A 14,773-nucleotide genomic window follows, 5' to 3' on the forward strand; every position below is an offset into this window, starting at 1 on the left:
TCCGACCACGGCACGTCGCTGGGCTTCGCCGGCGGCGCGGTGTGGACCCACGTCAACGGGTGCTACCCCGGCAGCGGGCGCGCCGACCCGCAGCGCGACGTCCGCGTCGACCTGGCGACGGGGGAGACGACGACCCTCGCGTGGCTCGACGACCGCCGCGACGCCGCCCACGTCGTCGTCGACGAGGACGTGTGGCTGGTGACGCAGGTGCGCCTCACGCACGGGCGCTGACCCGGCCGTCCCCCGTTCGGGCGCGCCCACAACCCCGGGCAGGGCTGCGGCGTTGTAGGCGTGACAGGGTCGGGCGCGGAAGGTGATGACGATGGCGAGGACGACGTGAGCCGGGGGTGGGCGCCCGCGCTCGACCGGCTCGTGCACGAGCGGTACGGCGGGCTCGTCGCGTACGCGACCGTGCTGGCCGGCGACCGGTCGGTCGCGCAGGACCTCGTGCACGACGCCCTCGTCAGCACGTTCACCGCGCGGGCGTCGTTCGCCTCCGTCCCGCAGGCCGAGGGGTACGTGCGGCGCGCGATCGCCTCGCGGTTCGTCGACCGCGCACGTCGCGGCGGGCGCGAGCGCACCGCCGTGGTGCGGTTGGCGCACGCCACGCCGGAGGCCACCGAGCTCCGCTCGGACCTGCTCGACACCGACGTCGCCGAGGCACTGGGCCGCCTGTCCGCCCAGCAGCGCGCGTGCGTCGTGCTGCGCCACCTCGACGACCTCTCCGTGCGGGACACCGCCCGGCTCCTCGGCATCAGCGAGGGCGCCGTCAAGCGCTACGTCTCCGACGGCGTGGCCACGTTGAACGCGCTGCTCGGCACCAGCACCGCACCGGCAGGCGAGACGCTGCCCGTGACGCTCGTGGACCGTGAGGAGGCCCGCCGTGACCGATGACCTGACGGTGCGCCTCGAGCGCGCCCTGAGCACGCAGGAGCAGCACGAGGGCGACCTGCAGCCCGACGCGGCGGCGCTCGCCGGGATCCGGGCGGCCGTCGCCCGTGGACGCCGTGGCCGCACCACGCAGCACGCGGCCGTCGCGGCAGCGGTCGCAGCCGTCGTCGGCGTCGCCGGGTGGTTCGGCCTGCAGGAGCGCACCGCGCCGCTGCCGGCCCACACCCCGACGCCGTCGCCGACGGTCACGCCGACGCCGTCGCCGACTCCCACCCCCACGTCGACGCCCGACGCCCAGGCGTCCGCCCCCGCGCTCGAGCCGGTGTCCCTGCCCGGCATGCCGCCGATGTACCGGGCACCGGAGGGGATCCTGGAGCAGGCGGGCCCGGGGTGGTACCTCGTGCGCTACGGCTCGCCCCTGTACGAGCCGGTGCCGGGCGACGGCGAACGGCAGTCGTTCGTCCTGGCGGCTCCCACCGGTGAGCTGTACCACCTGGTCGACCTCGCCCCGCCCTTCGCCTCGCTCGTCCGGTGGTCCGCCCCGGGTGCCGCGCGCGTCGTCACCACCGAGGACGGCCGCCCGGGGTCGCACGCGGCGACGGTCGATCTGCTCACGGGGGAGGTCGTCATCGACGACCGGGTGCCGGTGAACACGGAGTGGGTGGGCATGGCCGGCACCGACGAGATCTGGTTGTCCGCGGCCGCGTGGGACGGGTCGACGGGCGGGACCCTGCACGTCGTGCCCCCGGACGGGCCGACCCGCGACCTCGCGACCTCACTGCTTTCGGCGTCCGTCTCACCGGACGGTCGGACCGTCGCGGGCGTCGGTGGCTACGGCGCCGGTCAGCGTGCCGAGGCCGTCGACCTCGCGACGGGCCGGCTCACGTCGCTGCTGACGCCGCCGGGGCAGGTGTGCACCGTCGTCGCCTGGCTCGACAGCACGGGCGTCATGGCGTCGTGCGTGGACCGGCACCCGGACGACCACCAGGGGCGCTGGAACATGGACGAGCACGGCGGGCAGCTGGTGCGGGTGGACACCACGGGCGGGCAGGTGCAGGTGCTCACGACGCTGCGCGCCGACGGCGTCGTGCCCTGGGCGGGGGAGCGTGTCCGTGACGGCGTGGTCGTCGCGACCGCCGCGCCTCTGCTGTCCGGCGCCACCGACGACTGCTACGACTTCTGCTACGGCGGGGCGTACCTGTGGTCGGGTGGTGACGTGCGTCCCGTGACCGCGGTGGACCTCGGTGACGACGTCTGCGAGGTGCGTGCCGGAAGCGACGGCCTGCTGCTGCGCACGGGGTCCCTGTGCTACGAGGAGACGGGCCGCAACCAGTGGTGGCACGTCGACGAGGCCACGGGTGCCGCGCGGCTCGTCGCGCCCGCCGTGGAATCGGAGCTGGGCATCGGCGCGTTCGCCCTGGTCGAGCACCCCTGACGTCCCGCTCCGGAACCCAACCGGTCCGGGCCCTCGTGCGTTCTCATCCCCGACGTCGGACGAGGAGGCACACACGTGGTCAGACCGTGGGAGAGGCTGCTCGAGCAGCTCGTGCACGAGAGGTACGGGACGCTCGTCGGGTGGGCGACCCTGGTGTGCGGGTCGCGCGAGGACGCGCAGGACCTGCTGCAGGACGCGCTCGTGGCGACGTTCTCCAGCCGCGCGCGCTTCACGACCCTGCCGGAGGCCGAGCAGTACGTCCGCCGGGCCGTCGCGACGCGCAGCATCGACGCTGCCCGTCGTCGCGGCCGTGAGCGCACCGCGATCCGGACGGTCGCGGGGCACGCGCCCGTACCGACGCCGGGCGTCGAGGGCCACCACCTGCCCGCCGACGTGGTCCGCGCGCTCGCGGACCTGACGCAGCGTGAGCGGGCCTGCGTCGTGCTGCGCCACCTCGAGGACCTGAGCGTCCGTGAGACCGCGGGCCTCCTGGGCATCAGCGAGGGCGCCGTCAAGCGGTACACGTCCGACGGCGTCGCCCGGCTCGACGTCGTCCTGGGTGGCGTCACGGCCGACAACCACGAGCCCATGACCGTCCAGCCCCTGCGCGGGGCCGGCGCGGCGACGGAGGTGACGGAGCGATGACCGACGTCCACGACCTGCTCGCGCGGACCCACGACGCCCTGGGGAGGGCCGAGGCCCCACTGGACGCTGCGCGTCACGACGACCTGCTGTCCGGGATCCGTCGCCGCCGCCGTCGCCGTCACGCCGGCGAGGTGCTCGGTGTCGGTGCCGCCGTCGTGGTGCTCGGCGCCACCGGCTGGCTGGGCCTGCAGCGGGACCGGACGGTCCAGCCCGCCGACCCGACGCCGACGGCGACGTCCGAGCCGACCGGTGGCGCGACGCCGGACGCGGCGTCCGCCCCCACCGCCACGGGGCTGCTGCCCGCGCTCGTCCTGCCGGCCGGGACGCTTCAGGCGGCTACGCCCGGGTGGGTCCTGACGACCCAGGCGCCCACGTACTGGCTGGCCGACCGCACCGGCGTGTCGGGCCCGACGGCGAACGTCGTCGACCTCGTGTCGCCCGCGGGGGAGCGGTACCGGGTGCTGGACCTGCCGACCGACCGGCCGGTGTCCGTCGTGCGCTGGGAGGCGGGCAGCACGCAGGCCCTGGTCGTCACCACCGACGAGGAGCGCGTCCGGCACGGGGCGACGCTCGACCTGCTGACCGGCGGGATCACGCTCGTCGCCGGGCTGGCCGGTGTCGACACCCACGTCGGACGCACGGCCGCCGACGAGGACCTGTGGGCGTCGTCCACGAGCTCACCGCTGCTGGTCCACGACGGGACGCGTGCGGTGCGGGAGCTGCCCCCGCTCACCCTGCCGGTGCTCGACGCGGCGGGCTCCCGCGTGGCGGGCCTCGGCGGTGTGCCCGGTGCCGACGCGGGCGACGGGGACCCGGGCTCCCCGGTCGTCGTCGACGTGGCGAGCGGCGCGGTCACCGTGGTCCCCGCGCCGGTCGACGGGACGTGCGAGCCGTTCGGGTGGAGCGGCACCGAGGTGCTGCTGTCGTGCTGGGACCTCACGGCCGAGGGGATGGTCGCCACGGGGTCGTGGCGGTACGACGCCGCGACACCGGACGTCGCTCCGCGCCCGCTGGTGACCGACACGGACCTCGGTGCCGCCACCGCCACCGGGGTCGGGCTGCCCGACGGCCGTCTCGTGGTCCCGGGCGAGCGCCTCCTGGAGTGCGGTGCCGCGTGGGGCGTCCTGGACGTCGACGCGGGGACCTTCACCCGCGGCACGTTCCTCGAGGACCGGGTCGTCGGCCGGATCGTGGGGACGGACGGGTCGGCCGCGTACGTGCACTCCGTCATCCATTGCTCGGGCACCCCGGGACCGGGCGAGCTGCACCGGATCGACCTCGCCACCGGTGAGGTGGTCACGCTGGCACCCGCACCGGACGGGTCCGGCCTGCCCGACGGCAGCGCGTGGTTCGGGGCGACGACGTCGGCGGTCGTGGCGGCGCCGGCCCGCTGAGGAGGGGCTCCGGGAAGTGTGAAGCGTTGTTGCCGGAATCCGGCAGCAACGCTTCACACTCCTGCGTCACGTCGCCGTGCAGCCGGGGCCGCACGGCGCGACGGTGCCGCGCCAGCCACGCGAGCGCAGGGCCGTCGCGACCTGACGCGCCGTCGCGCACGGCGTCGAGACGACGTGGCGCCACCGGTAGCGCAGCGTCAGCTCCGCCCGCTCCACCAGCACGGCGTTGTCCCGCCAGACGTCCCGGTCCGTCCGCCCGTGCGGGTGTGCCAGCTGCCCGTCGAGCTCCACCCGGACCCCCCACCCCTCGAACACACGGTCGGCGCGCACCCACCGGCCGTCGACGACCTGCCGGACCTGCCCGCGCGAGCGCGGCAACCCGTGCGTGCGCTCGACGCGGTCGTACCGGTGCTCGAGCGGCGACTCGACGCGCGCGTCCGGGTCACCCAGCACGGCCACGACCAGGTCGCGGTGCCGCTGCCACGGCCGGGCGTCCAGCTCGGCGACGACGCGGGACGGCAGCACCCCGGTCCGCACGGCGTCGCACACCACGCCCACCGCCGCGTCCTCGTCCGCGTCCTCCTGCACCAGGTCCAGCACCGAGGCCTCCCGGCACACGCTGCGCAGCCGACCACCCGAACGCGGCATGACGCGACGGCGCCGGACATCGAGCCCTGGCTGCGGACGCACCGCCCGGTGCGCGGGCACGCTCACCACGACGCGGGGCCCGGGCGTCGCCACGAACCCGTGGACGACGCCGGCCGACCGGTGCGACAGGGCCGCACCCGGCCCCGCCGCCAGGAGCGCCGCACGCGCGAGCTGCCGCCACGCGACCGGACCCGACTGCAGCACCACGACCCCGCGGAACACTCGCTGCCAGTGGCCGGCGCGCACCCGGCGCGCGACCACCGACGGGCCGACGCCACCGAGCGCGAGCTGCGCCGTCGTCGCCACACCGTCCTGGCGCACGACGAGCGCCGTCACGGAGGGGGACAGGCGCGTGAGCCCGGGCAGGGCGCCGACGCCCGCACCCGCCGTCCACGTGGGACGCGTCGACGCTCCGTTCGAGCTGCGCGCGCCGGCCGCAGCAGGCCGGGACGCGCCCTCACCCCCCGGCGCACGCCTCGACCCGTCGCCCGCCCTCACACCACCGCCGTCCCACCGCACGAGAGCACGCTCCCGCACCGGACCCACCGACGGGCGCCGTCGGCGACGATCTGTGGACGACCCAGAAAAGCGTGAAGCGTTGTTGCCGGAATCCGGCAACAACGCTTCACACTTCTTGGCTCAGCTGCGGCTCAGCGCTCCAGCTCGCCGCGGATGAAGGCCTCGACCTTGGCGCGACCCTCGGTGTCCTCGGTCTGCACCGGCGGGGACTTCATGAAGTACGTCGACGCCGACAGCAGGGGGCCACCGATGCCACGGTCCTTGGCGATCTTCGCGGCGCGCAGGGCGTCGATGATGATGCCGGCCGAGTTCGGGGAGTCCCAGACCTCGAGCTTGTACTCCAGGCTCAGGGGCACCTCGCCGAACGCGCGGCCCTCGAGGCGCACGTACGCCCACTTGCGGTCGTCGAGCCACGCGACGTAGTCCGACGGGCCGATGTGGACGTTGCGGTCGTCCTTCTTGCCGGCCAGCGGGCCGTCGGTGAGGTTCGAGGTGACGGCCTGCGTCTTCGAGACCTTCTTGGACTCCAGGCGCTCGCGCTCGAGCATGTTCTTGAAGTCCATGTTGCCGCCGACGTTCAGCTGGTACGTGCGGTCCAGGATGACGCCGCGGTCCTCGAACAGACGCGCGAGGACGCGGTGCGTGATGGTTGCGCCGACCTGCGACTTGATGTCGTCGCCGACGATCGGCACACCGGCGGCCTCGAACTTCGCGGCCCACACCGGGTCCGACGCGATGAAGACCGGCAGGGCGTTGACGAACGCGACGCCCGCGTCGATCGCGCACTGCGCGTAGAACTTGGCGGCGGCCTCGGAGCCGACGGGCAGGTAGCAGATCAGGACGTCGACCTGCAGGTCCTTGAGCGTCTGCACGACGTCGACGGGCTCGGCGTCCGACTCCTCGATGGTCTCGGCGTAGTACTTGCCGATGCCGTCGAGCGTGTGACCGCGCTGCACCGTGACACCCAGCGGCGGCACGTCGGCGATCTTGATGGTGTTGTTCTCCGAGTTGAAGATCGCCTCGGAGAGGTCGAAGCCGACCTTCTTGGCGTCCACGTCGAACGCGGCCACGAACTCGATGTCCCGCACGTGGTAGTCACCGAACTGCACGTGCATCAGGCCCGGGACCTTGCCCGCGGGGTCGGCGTCCCGGTAGTACTGCACGCCCTGGACAAGCGACGCGGCGCAGTTGCCGACGCCGACGATGGCGACGCGGATGGAGGTCATCCTCGCTCCTTCTCGTTTCGCGCCTCGGTGTTGCCCTCGGCGTCGTCTGCAGCGATGGCCGGTCGGCCACCGCCCTCGGGACGGGCACGACGCACGCCCCGCTCGTTGTCGATGAGGTCGTCCAGCCAACGGACCTCGCGCTCGACCTGCTCGAGCCCGTGACGCTGCAGCTCGAGCGTGTACTCGTCCATGCGCTCGCGGGTCCGGGCCACCGACTGGCGGAAGGTCTCCAGCCGTTCGGTGAGCCTGATGCGGCGCCCCTCGAGGATCCGCATCCGGGTCTCGGCGTCCGTCTGCGCGAAGAACGCGAAGCGGACGTCGAAGTTCTCGTCCTCCCAGGCTGCCGGACCGGAGGAGGAGAGCACCTGCTGGAGGTGCTCCTTGCCCTCGGCGGTGAGCTGGTAGACGATGCGGGCTCGTTTGCTGGCGACCGTGCGGTCGTCCGGCGCCTCGACGCCGACGATCCACCCACGGTCGGCGAGCCCCTTGAGGCAGGGGTACAGCGACCCGTAGGACAGTGCGCGGAACGAGCCGAGCACGAGGTTGAGCCGCTTGCGCAGCTCGTACCCGTGCATGGGGGACTCGGCGAGCAGGCCCAGGATCGCCGGCTCGAGCACGTCGTGACGCCCGCGCATCCGGCCCTCCCGTCGTCGCCGCCCGTCTCTCGGATCCGACGGTTGCCGGTTCCGATGTATCGACTCGATACATCCGGAGAGTATGTCGGGTCGGCGGTCGTGCACAACACGCCGGGTGGGAGACGGCCTGTGGCGCGCCTCACACCGGCCCCGCAACGGTCGACGTCCTGTCGTGGCGCCGTGCCGATCGTGTGAACGCTCGATCGGATCCGGACAAGTCGAGCCCCACCCCGGCTGTCGGCCCCAGGCACTTCCTCCATACTGAGCCCCGGCAGCGTCCGCCCGGCGTGCTCGCCGGACGGGTCGCCGGGGGGCTGCCGCAGCAACGTCGTCGCACGAGAGGTCCCCCCTTGGCAGCCAGCAACCGTCGCGCAGCGCCTTCCCGCGCTCGACGCGCGACGCGTCGACCCGCCACCTCCGAGCGCCGCGGGTTCTGGAACTACCCCCGCCGCGAGCACACCGGTCTGCACCGGTGGCTGCCGTCGTGGCGCGTGGTCCTCGGCGCGTTCATCAGCGGGATCTTCCTCGCGCTGGGCGCCGGCGCGGCCGCGTTCGCGTTCATCCAGCCGCCCGACCCGCTGGCCGAGGTCGAGTACCAGACGACCACGGTGTACTACGCCGGTGCCGAGCCCGGCACGCCGGGTGAGGTGATGGGGAGGTTCGCGGACCAGCGGCGGGACCTCGTCGACTACGAGTCCCTGCCCCCGCACATCGGCCACGCGGTCGCGGCCGGCGAGGACAAGACCTTCTTCACCAACCGCGGGGTCTCGCTGCGGGCGATCGGGCGCGCGTTCCTCAACAACGTCCAGGGCAAGCCGACGCAGGGCGCGTCGACGCTGACCCAGCAGTACGTCGAGCGGTACTACCAGGACACGACGACGGACTACTGGGGGAAGGCGAAGGAAGCGATCCTCGCGATCAAGATCTCTCAGAACGAGTCCAAAGAGATGATCATGGGGCGCTACCTCAACACCATCTACTTCGGTCGTGACTCGTACGGGATCCAGGCTGCCGCGCAGTCGTACTACGGCGTGGACGCCGCGGACCTGACCGTCGCGCAGTCCGCCGTGCTCGCGGCCGTCATCCCGTCCCCCAACAACTGGGACCCGGCGAACAACCGCGCCAAGGCGGAGCAGCGCTGGGGGATCATCCTCGACAACATGGTCGAGATGGGCTGGCTCACGAGCGAGGAGCGAGCCGCGCAGGTCTTCCCGGACCCGGTGGTCTACCAGGAGTCCGAGACGTACCGCGGTCCCAACGGCCACCTGCTGAAGATGGTCGAGAAGGAGATGCTCGCCACCAAGCTGTGGACCGAGGGCGAGCTGCGCACCAAGGGGCTGACGATCGTCACCACGATCGACAAGGCCGTCCAGGACCTCGCGATCCAGTCCGCCGACGCACTGCGTGCCGGAGAGCTCACCGACGGTGCCACGCCGGCCCCGCTCCTGCGCATGTCGATCGTCACGATCGACCCGGCGACGGGCGGCATCGTCGCCCTCTACGGGGGTCCGGACTACCTCGCCGACACCCGCAACAACGCGACGTACGAGAAGATCCAGGCCGGTTCGACGTACAAGCCGTTCACGCTCGTCGCGGCGCTCGAGCAGGGCATCGGGCTGGGGACGACGTACGACGCGGCGTCGCCGCAGGAGTTCGACATCGGCGAGGCGAAGCCGTGGCGCGTCCAGAACTTCGCCAACTCCAGCCGCTACGGGACCATCGACCTCGCCGCGGCGACGGCCGACTCGGTCAACACGGTCTACGCCCAGCTCAACCTCGAGGTCGGCCCGGAGGAGACCGCGCGGGTCGCGTCTGCCGCAGGGGCGACGACCGAGCCGACGGTGGTGCCCTCGAACGTGCTCGGGTCCGACATGGTCCACCCGGCCGACATGGCGAGCGCCTACGCGACGTTCGCCGCCCAGGGTGTGCAGCGAGACCGGCACATCGTCCAGTCGGTGCTCGACGCCGACGGCGCCGTGATCTGGAGCCCCGACACGAGCGGCGAGCAGGTCTTCGCCCCCGACGTCATGGCCGACACGACGTACGCGCTCACGCAGGTCGTCGAGCGTGGGTCGGCGCGGGCGAACGTCAAGCCCGTCGGACGGCCCCTCGCCGGCAAGACGGGAACGTCGCAGGAGAACAAGTCGGCGTGGTTCATCGGCTACGCGCCACAGCTGGCGACGGCGGTCGCGCTCTTCGAGAACGGCGAGAACGGCAAGGACCTCAACTCGATCACCGCCTGGGGTGGCCTGAAGCAGGTCACCGGTGGTTCGCACCCGGCGGCGCTGTGGGCGCACTACATGAAGCAGGTCTTCGAGCAGCCGAAGTACGCGCCCGTGGTGGACTTCCCGCCGCGCGCGAACGTCGGCCGCACCGCGCCGCCGACGCCGACCGAGCTGCCCTCGGAGGAGCCCACGCCGCAGGAGACCCAGGCGCCCGCCGAGGTGCAGGTCCCGGACGGGCTGGTCGAGCGCACGGAGGCGGACGCCGTCGGGGCGCTGCAGGCCGCAGGTCTGACCCCGCGGGTCGTGACCGAGCGGTCCGCGACGGTTCCGGTCGGGCGCGTGATCCGCGTCGAACCGGGGGAGGGGTCGACCGTCGCGACGGGAGCGACCGTCACGATCGTCGTGTCCAGCGGTGCGCCGCAACCCAGCCCGACGCCTCCGCCCCCGCCGCCGACGGTCGAGCCGACCCCGGCCCCGACGCCCGCGCCGACCGCACCCGGCGGCGGCGACGCCGCGCCGCCACCGGAGCAGGGGCAGGGCGACTAGCAACGATTCGGTCGACCGGCCGCGAACCGGTAGGCTGTGCCACCGCCGTCCCTCACGGGACGGTTCGTCGTGCCCGCCCACCCCGACACTCGTCGGGAACGGGCGCGTCGAGACGCTTGAGACCCTCCTGTCACGGACCGACCGTGACCGCGAAGACCAGAGGAGGTGGGTATGAGCCTGCGTCAGTACGAGATCATGATCATCCTCGACCCCGAGATCGAGGAGCGCACCGTCGCCCCGTCGCTCGACAAGTACCTGACGGTCGTCAAGACCGACGGTGGCACTGTCGACAAGGTGGACGTGTGGGGCCGTCGTCGCCTCGCGTACGACATCCAGAAGAAGAGCGAGGGCATCTACGCCGTCGTCGACTTCACCGCGTCGCCCGCCACGGCCAAGGAGCTGGACCGTCAGCTCGGCCTCAACGAGGTCGTCCTGCGCACGAAGGTCATGCGCCGCGAGGCCTGATCTTCTGTGTGTCGGTGCCCGCCGCTAGCGTCGGGCCCCAGCATCCGCGGCATCACGCCGCAGCCGAACCTTACGAACGAGCGAGGAGGCCGTCATGGCCGGCGAGACCACCATCACGGTGATCGGGAACCTGACCGGGGACCCGGAGCTGCGCTTCACCCCGTCGGGCGCCGCGGTCGCGAACTTCACCGTCGCGTCCACGCCCCGCACGTTCGACCGCCAGTCCAACGAGTGGAAGGACGGGGAGACCCTGTTCCTGCGCTGCTCGATCTGGCGGGAGGCGGCCGAGTCCGTCGCCGAGTCCCTCACCAAGGGCACCCGCGTCATCGTGCAGGGCCGGCTCTCGCAGCGGTCGTACGAGACCCGCGAGGGCGAGAAGCGCACCGTGTACGAGCTGCAGGTCGACGAGGTCGGCCCGTCGCTGCGGTACGCGACCGCCAAGGTCACCCGGACCCAGCGCTCCGGCGGTGGCAACTTCGGTGGCGGTGGCGGTGGCAATTCCGGCGGTGGCGGCTTCGGTGGCGGCGGTTCGTCGTCCGGTGGCGGCGGCCAGACCGACGACCCGTGGGCGACGCCCGCGGGTGGTGGGTCCGGCGGCGGCTACTCCGACGAGCCCCCGTTCTGATCGGCGCCTCGCACACCTGAACACTCCATCCCCGAGCACGGCAACGCTCGGGGCTCCACAGACAAAGGAGCACCGCGATGGCCAAGCCCGTCGTCCGCAAGCCCAAGAAGAAGCAGAACCCCCTCAAGGCCGCCAAGATCGACACGGTCGACTACAAGGACACGGCTCTGCTCCGCAAGTTCATCTCCGACCGCGGGAAGATCCGTGCGCGTCGCGTGACCGGTGTCTCCGTGCAGGAGCAGCGCCAGATCGCCCGTGCCGTCAAGAACGCGCGCGAGATGGCCCTCCTGGCGTACTCGTCGTCGGCTCGCTGAGAAAGGACTGACCCATGGCGAAGATCATCCTGACCCACGAGGTCACCGGTCTCGGTGCCCCTGGCGACATCGTCGAGGTGAAGGACGGGTACGCCCGTAACTACCTCATCCCGCGCAGCCTGGCCACGCCGTGGACCAAGGGTGCCGAGAAGGACGTCTCTGCGATCCGCCGTGCCCGCAAGGCGCGCGAGATCGCGGGTCTCGACGACGCGAAGGCCGTGCGGGACTCCCTGCAGGCCAACCCGGTGACCGTCTCGGCCAAGTCCGGCGAGTCGGGCCGGCTGTTCGGTGCCGTCACCACGGCCGAGATCGCTGCCGCGATCAAGGCCGCCGGCGCCCCGGCCGTCGACAAGCGCAAGATCGAGGTCGCCCAGGCGATCAAGTCGACCGGCGAGTACACGGTGCAGGTCCGCCTGCACCCCGAGGTCTCGGCCAAGGTGACCGTCAAGGTCGTCGCCGCCTGATCTGCTCCACGTGAGCCACGAGGCCCCGCACCGGTGATCCGGTGCGGGGCCTCGTCGCGTCGGCGGAGTCCGGGGTGAGCTCGTCCTCCGCAAGGTGGACAGCGGGTCCTCCCTGGGACGGTCGGCAGCAGGGCCGCCGCTGCGTAGCGTCGGTGACATGGCGCGGAGGTCCCGCGGCGGTTACCCAGGAGGTCGACGTGAGCAGGGCGAGCAGCTGGACGCGGGGCGAGCCGTTGCCCCTGGCCGTGCAGGTGGCCGCGAGCGTCGCGCTGGGCGTCGTGCTGATGGTGAGCGGTGCGTTGCGGGCCGCGCACGACGTCCCGATGGCGATCGCGCTCGCGACCATGGGCGTCGCGCTGCTGGCGCACGCGCTCACGCAGCCGGGCAGCCGCGCAGAGCGAGTCGCGGACGACGGGGCGCCCGGGCGTCTCGTCGGTCTGCGGACGGAGTGACGGATCGTCCTCGCGACGGTGTCGGGCGCCGGCACCCGTCCCTAGGCTGGCGCGTATGACGACATACGGGACATCGAGATGACCGGGCGGCAGCCCGACCCCGAGGCCGGACCCGACGGGAAGCCACCGGTGGACGGGACGAACGGCGCGTTCGTCGTCCTGGGCCTGGTGTTCTTCGTCCTCGGCATCAGCGGGATCGCGAGCGGCGAGACGTCGCGGATCGCCTTCCTCCCGGTCGGGGTCGTGTTCTTCGCGGTGTCCGTGGCGCGGTCCCGGGAGGCCCGCCAGGCCCGCGAGACCGGTAGCGGGTCCGACGGGGGACCGGCCGCCCACGGCGACGACGCCCACGGCGGGTCCTCGGACGGTGGCGCTCGTGGTGACGCAGGCGTTGGCGGCGGCGACTGATCGACGCCCGGGGCGTGCTCGGCGAACGGAGGTCCGCATGAGTGACGAGGTGGCTCCGGCGGAGCGAGCAGAAGGAGAGAGAGATGAGCGACGACAAGGCCGCCGACGGCGCGCAGCAGGAGCCCGCCAAGTCGCCGGCGTTCAACGGTGCGTTCCTCGGGATCGGCTTCGTGTTCCTGATCCTGGGGATCACGCAGATGTCCAACGACGACGGGGGCGGGGTGGCCTTCCTGGGTGTCGGCCTCACGTTCATCGCGCTCGGGGGCGCGTCCGGGGTGGCATCTGCCAAGAGGTCCGGGCCCGGGGGGACCGCCGGCCCTGACGCGTCGTCCGACGGCGCCGGCACCGACGGGCCGACCGACCGCGGCTGAGTGGACTCCCACGTCCGCGCGTTACACGCGGACGTCCCCGACGACCATCCACGCCGTACCGCGGGCACGGAGCCCCGTCGTCAGGGCGCGGGCGGCCATGAACACCACGGCGAACGCGACCCACAGCCAGGCCAGCCCGGCCGGGCCGGGCGGTGCCCAGGCGTGCACGGCGAGGGCGGCGGGGACGTAGGCGACGAGCGTCGCGACGCCCGCCCACGCGAGGAACGGGCCGTCGCCGGCGCCGATGAGCACGCCGTCGAGGACGAACACCCAGCCGGCCATCGGCAGCGCGACGGCCGCGACGACGAGGCCGAGGACGGCCGCGTGCTGCACGTCGGCGTCGGGGGAGAACACCTGCACGTACAGGGGGGCGAGCGCCCCGACGAGAACGCCCAGCACGACGCCCGCCCCGAGGCCCCACTGCAGCGTGCGGCGCAGGACGGCCCGCGTGCGGGCGAGGTCGCGGGCGCCGAGCGCCTGACCGACGAGCGCCTGGGCGGCGATGGCGAGGGCGTCGAGCGCGAAGGCCGTCAGGCCCCAGACCGCGTTGACGACCTGGTGCCCGGCCAGCGCCGTGGGACCGAGCCCGGTCGCCGTCCACACCGTCAGGAGGATCGCGAGCCGCAGCGTCGCGGTGCGGACCAGCAGCGGGAGTCCGGCGCGCGCGTTGGCCCAGATCCCACCGGCGGCCGGGGTGAGGCGCGCGCCGGCCGCCCGGGCGCCGCGCACGACCACGACGACGAGCCACGCGGCCATGCCGAGCTGCGCGAGCGCGGTCCCGAGCCCGGAGCCGGCGATGCCGAGCCCGGCGCCGTAGATGAGGACGGCGTTGAGGGCGGCGTTCGCGACCGCGCCCGACGCGGCCACCACCAGGGGTGTGCGGGTGTCCTGCAGGCCGCGCAGCGCACCGGTCGCTGCCAGGACGAGGAGCATGCCGGGCAGCCCGGGCACCGACCAGCGCAGGTACGCGACGGCCTGCGTCGCGACCGCGCCGTCGGCGCCGAGCAGGGTGACGAGCCAGGGGGCGGCCGCCCACGTGCCTGCCGCGAGCACGATCCCGAGTCCCAGCCCGAGCCACATGCCGTCGACGCCGGTCTGCAGCGCGCCGCGTAGGTCGCCGGCGCCGACGCGGCGTGCGACGGCGGCGGTCGTGGCGTACGCGAGGAAGACGCACAGGCCGACGACGGTGACCAGGACCGTGGACGCGAGGGCCAGGCCGGCGAGGGAGTCGGTGCCGAGGTGACCGACCATGGCGGAGTCGACGAGGACGAACAGCGGCTCGGCGACGAGGGCGCCGAGGGCGGGGACGGCGAGGGCGAGGATCTGGCGGTCCACGCCGGAGCGGTCGCGCCGGCGTCCCCCGGGCGGCGCAGCGGGGGTCACAGAGCCGGACGACTCCGGTTCGCGGGCGTCCGAAGGGCGGTTCAGAAGTCCACCAGGTGAACGCCGGACGAATCTTCTTCGCTCCACAGCACGTGCACAGCGTATGCGCCGGTGGGACGCCTGCGCGGGG

General features: G+C 73.2%; 17 protein-coding genes. 13 read left to right on the plus strand and 4 right to left on the minus strand.

From position 1 onward, the window contains the following. Positions 1-39 precede the first annotated feature (39 nt). From IR158_RS10200 to IR158_RS10220, 5 genes are all read left to right on the plus strand, one after another. Entirely contained in the window at positions 40-231 is a 192-nt protein-coding gene (locus IR158_RS10200) for a hypothetical protein (protein WP_291813359.1), read from the plus strand. A 105-nt stretch (positions 232-336) separates the two neighbouring features. Continuing rightward, on the plus strand, positions 337-894 hold the full coding sequence (locus IR158_RS10205) for a sigma-70 family RNA polymerase sigma factor (RefSeq protein WP_291812601.1): 558 nt from the start codon (positions 337-339) through the stop codon (positions 892-894). Continuing rightward, on the plus strand, positions 884-2,326 hold the full coding sequence (locus IR158_RS10210) for a hypothetical protein (RefSeq protein ID WP_291812603.1): 1,443 nt from the start codon (positions 884-886) through the stop codon (positions 2,324-2,326). Before IR158_RS10205 ends, IR158_RS10210 begins: the two co-directional genes overlap by 11 nt. Before the next feature lie 75 nt (positions 2,327-2,401). After that, positions 2,402-2,971 (plus strand): sigma-70 family RNA polymerase sigma factor, encoded by a 570-nt coding sequence (locus IR158_RS10215; RefSeq protein ID WP_291812604.1) that lies wholly within the window; start codon positions 2,402-2,404, stop codon positions 2,969-2,971. Then, entirely contained in the window at positions 2,968-4,365 is a 1,398-nt protein-coding gene (locus tag IR158_RS10220) for a hypothetical protein (RefSeq protein WP_291812606.1), read from the plus strand. Before IR158_RS10215 ends, IR158_RS10220 begins: the two co-directional genes overlap by 4 nt. A 66-nt stretch (positions 4,366-4,431) precedes the next feature. Here IR158_RS10220 and IR158_RS10225 read toward each other — a convergent pair whose 3' ends face one another. From IR158_RS10225 to IR158_RS10235, 3 genes are all read right to left on the minus strand, one after another. After that, the gene (locus IR158_RS10225; protein WP_291812608.1) at positions 4,432-5,349 is read right to left on the minus strand and encodes a type IV toxin-antitoxin system AbiEi family antitoxin domain-containing protein; all 918 of its coding nucleotides are present in this window, start codon (positions 5,347-5,349) and stop codon (positions 4,432-4,434) included. Between the two features lie 314 nt (positions 5,350-5,663). Then, positions 5,664-6,758 (minus strand): inositol-3-phosphate synthase, encoded by a 1,095-nt coding sequence (locus IR158_RS10230; protein ID WP_291812610.1) that lies wholly within the window; start codon positions 6,756-6,758, stop codon positions 5,664-5,666. Beyond that, positions 6,755-7,393: a PadR family transcriptional regulator gene (locus IR158_RS10235; protein ID WP_291812611.1), complete on the minus strand. Its 639-nt coding sequence runs from the start codon at positions 7,391-7,393 to the stop codon at positions 6,755-6,757. Before IR158_RS10235 ends, IR158_RS10230 begins: the two co-directional genes overlap by 4 nt. Before the next feature lie 350 nt (positions 7,394-7,743). Between IR158_RS10235 and IR158_RS10240 the strand changes: the two genes are divergently transcribed. The 8 genes from IR158_RS10240 to IR158_RS10275 all read left to right on the plus strand — a co-directional run bounded on the left by IR158_RS10240 (position 7,744) and on the right by IR158_RS10275 (position 13,260). Beyond that, entirely contained in the window at positions 7,744-10,164 is a 2,421-nt protein-coding gene (locus tag IR158_RS10240; protein ID WP_291812612.1) for a penicillin-binding protein, read from the plus strand. Between the two features lie 171 nt (positions 10,165-10,335). Then, positions 10,336-10,629, plus strand: coding sequence for a 30S ribosomal protein S6 (gene rpsF, locus IR158_RS10245; RefSeq protein WP_227576908.1), 294 nt, complete (start codon positions 10,336-10,338; stop codon positions 10,627-10,629). Between the two features lie 94 nt (positions 10,630-10,723). Then, the gene (locus IR158_RS10250) at positions 10,724-11,254 is read left to right on the plus strand and encodes a single-stranded DNA-binding protein (protein ID WP_291812615.1); all 531 of its coding nucleotides are present in this window, start codon (positions 10,724-10,726) and stop codon (positions 11,252-11,254) included. Positions 11,255-11,331: 77 nt separating this feature from the next. Beyond that, on the plus strand, positions 11,332-11,568 hold the full coding sequence (gene rpsR / locus IR158_RS10255) for a 30S ribosomal protein S18 (protein ID WP_227576906.1): 237 nt from the start codon (positions 11,332-11,334) through the stop codon (positions 11,566-11,568). Positions 11,569-11,582: 14 nt separating this feature from the next. Continuing rightward, a complete protein-coding gene (gene rplI / locus IR158_RS10260; protein ID WP_291812616.1) occupies positions 11,583-12,032 on the plus strand; it encodes a 50S ribosomal protein L9 in 450 nt (149 codons plus the stop codon). A 197-nt stretch (positions 12,033-12,229) separates the two neighbouring features. After that, complete coding sequence (locus tag IR158_RS10265) at positions 12,230-12,484, plus strand: hypothetical protein (protein ID WP_291812618.1); 255 nt, start codon at positions 12,230-12,232, stop codon at positions 12,482-12,484. 78 nt (positions 12,485-12,562) lie between these two features. Then, positions 12,563-12,889 carry a hypothetical protein gene (locus IR158_RS10270; RefSeq protein ID WP_291812620.1) on the plus strand — a complete coding sequence of 109 codons (327 nt, stop codon included), beginning with the start codon at positions 12,563-12,565 and terminating at the stop codon, positions 12,887-12,889. Positions 12,890-12,972: 83 nt separating this feature from the next. After that, positions 12,973-13,260, plus strand: a complete 288-nt coding sequence (locus IR158_RS10275) for a hypothetical protein (protein ID WP_291812622.1) — start codon at positions 12,973-12,975, stop codon at positions 13,258-13,260. Positions 13,261-13,281: 21 nt separating this feature from the next. Here the strand turns inward: IR158_RS10275 and IR158_RS10280 are convergent, their stop codons facing one another. Continuing rightward, entirely contained in the window at positions 13,282-14,643 is a 1,362-nt protein-coding gene (locus IR158_RS10280) for an MATE family efflux transporter (RefSeq protein ID WP_291812624.1), read from the minus strand. Positions 14,644-14,773 lie beyond the last annotated feature (130 nt).

The organism is Cellulomonas sp. (genome assembly GCF_015234515.1).
In the GTDB taxonomy this organism is placed as follows: domain Bacteria; phylum Actinomycetota; class Actinomycetes; order Actinomycetales; family Cellulomonadaceae; genus Cellulomonas.

What these genes read in the sequence shown, in the direction of transcription:
- IR158_RS10250 (WP_291812615.1), top strand. Translation starts at nt 10,724, where the DNA reads ATGGCCGGCGAGACCACCATCACGGTGATCGGGAACCTGACCGGGGAC.
- IR158_RS10220 (WP_291812606.1), top strand. Translation starts at nt 2,968, where the DNA reads ATGACCGACGTCCACGACCTGCTCGCGCGGACCCACGACGCCCTGGGG.
- IR158_RS10235 (WP_291812611.1), bottom strand. Translation starts at nt 7,393, where the DNA reads ATGCGCGGGCGTCACGACGTGCTCGAGCCGGCGATCCTGGGCCTGCTC.
- rpsR (WP_227576906.1), top strand. Translation starts at nt 11,332, where the DNA reads ATGGCCAAGCCCGTCGTCCGCAAGCCCAAGAAGAAGCAGAACCCCCTC.
- IR158_RS10230 (WP_291812610.1), bottom strand. Translation starts at nt 6,758, where the DNA reads ATGACCTCCATCCGCGTCGCCATCGTCGGCGTCGGCAACTGCGCCGCG.
- IR158_RS10270 (WP_291812620.1), top strand. Translation starts at nt 12,563, where the DNA reads ATGACCGGGCGGCAGCCCGACCCCGAGGCCGGACCCGACGGGAAGCCA.
- IR158_RS10275 (WP_291812622.1), top strand. Translation starts at nt 12,973, where the DNA reads ATGAGCGACGACAAGGCCGCCGACGGCGCGCAGCAGGAGCCCGCCAAG.
- rpsF (WP_227576908.1), top strand. Translation starts at nt 10,336, where the DNA reads ATGAGCCTGCGTCAGTACGAGATCATGATCATCCTCGACCCCGAGATC.
- rplI (WP_291812616.1), top strand. Translation starts at nt 11,583, where the DNA reads ATGGCGAAGATCATCCTGACCCACGAGGTCACCGGTCTCGGTGCCCCT.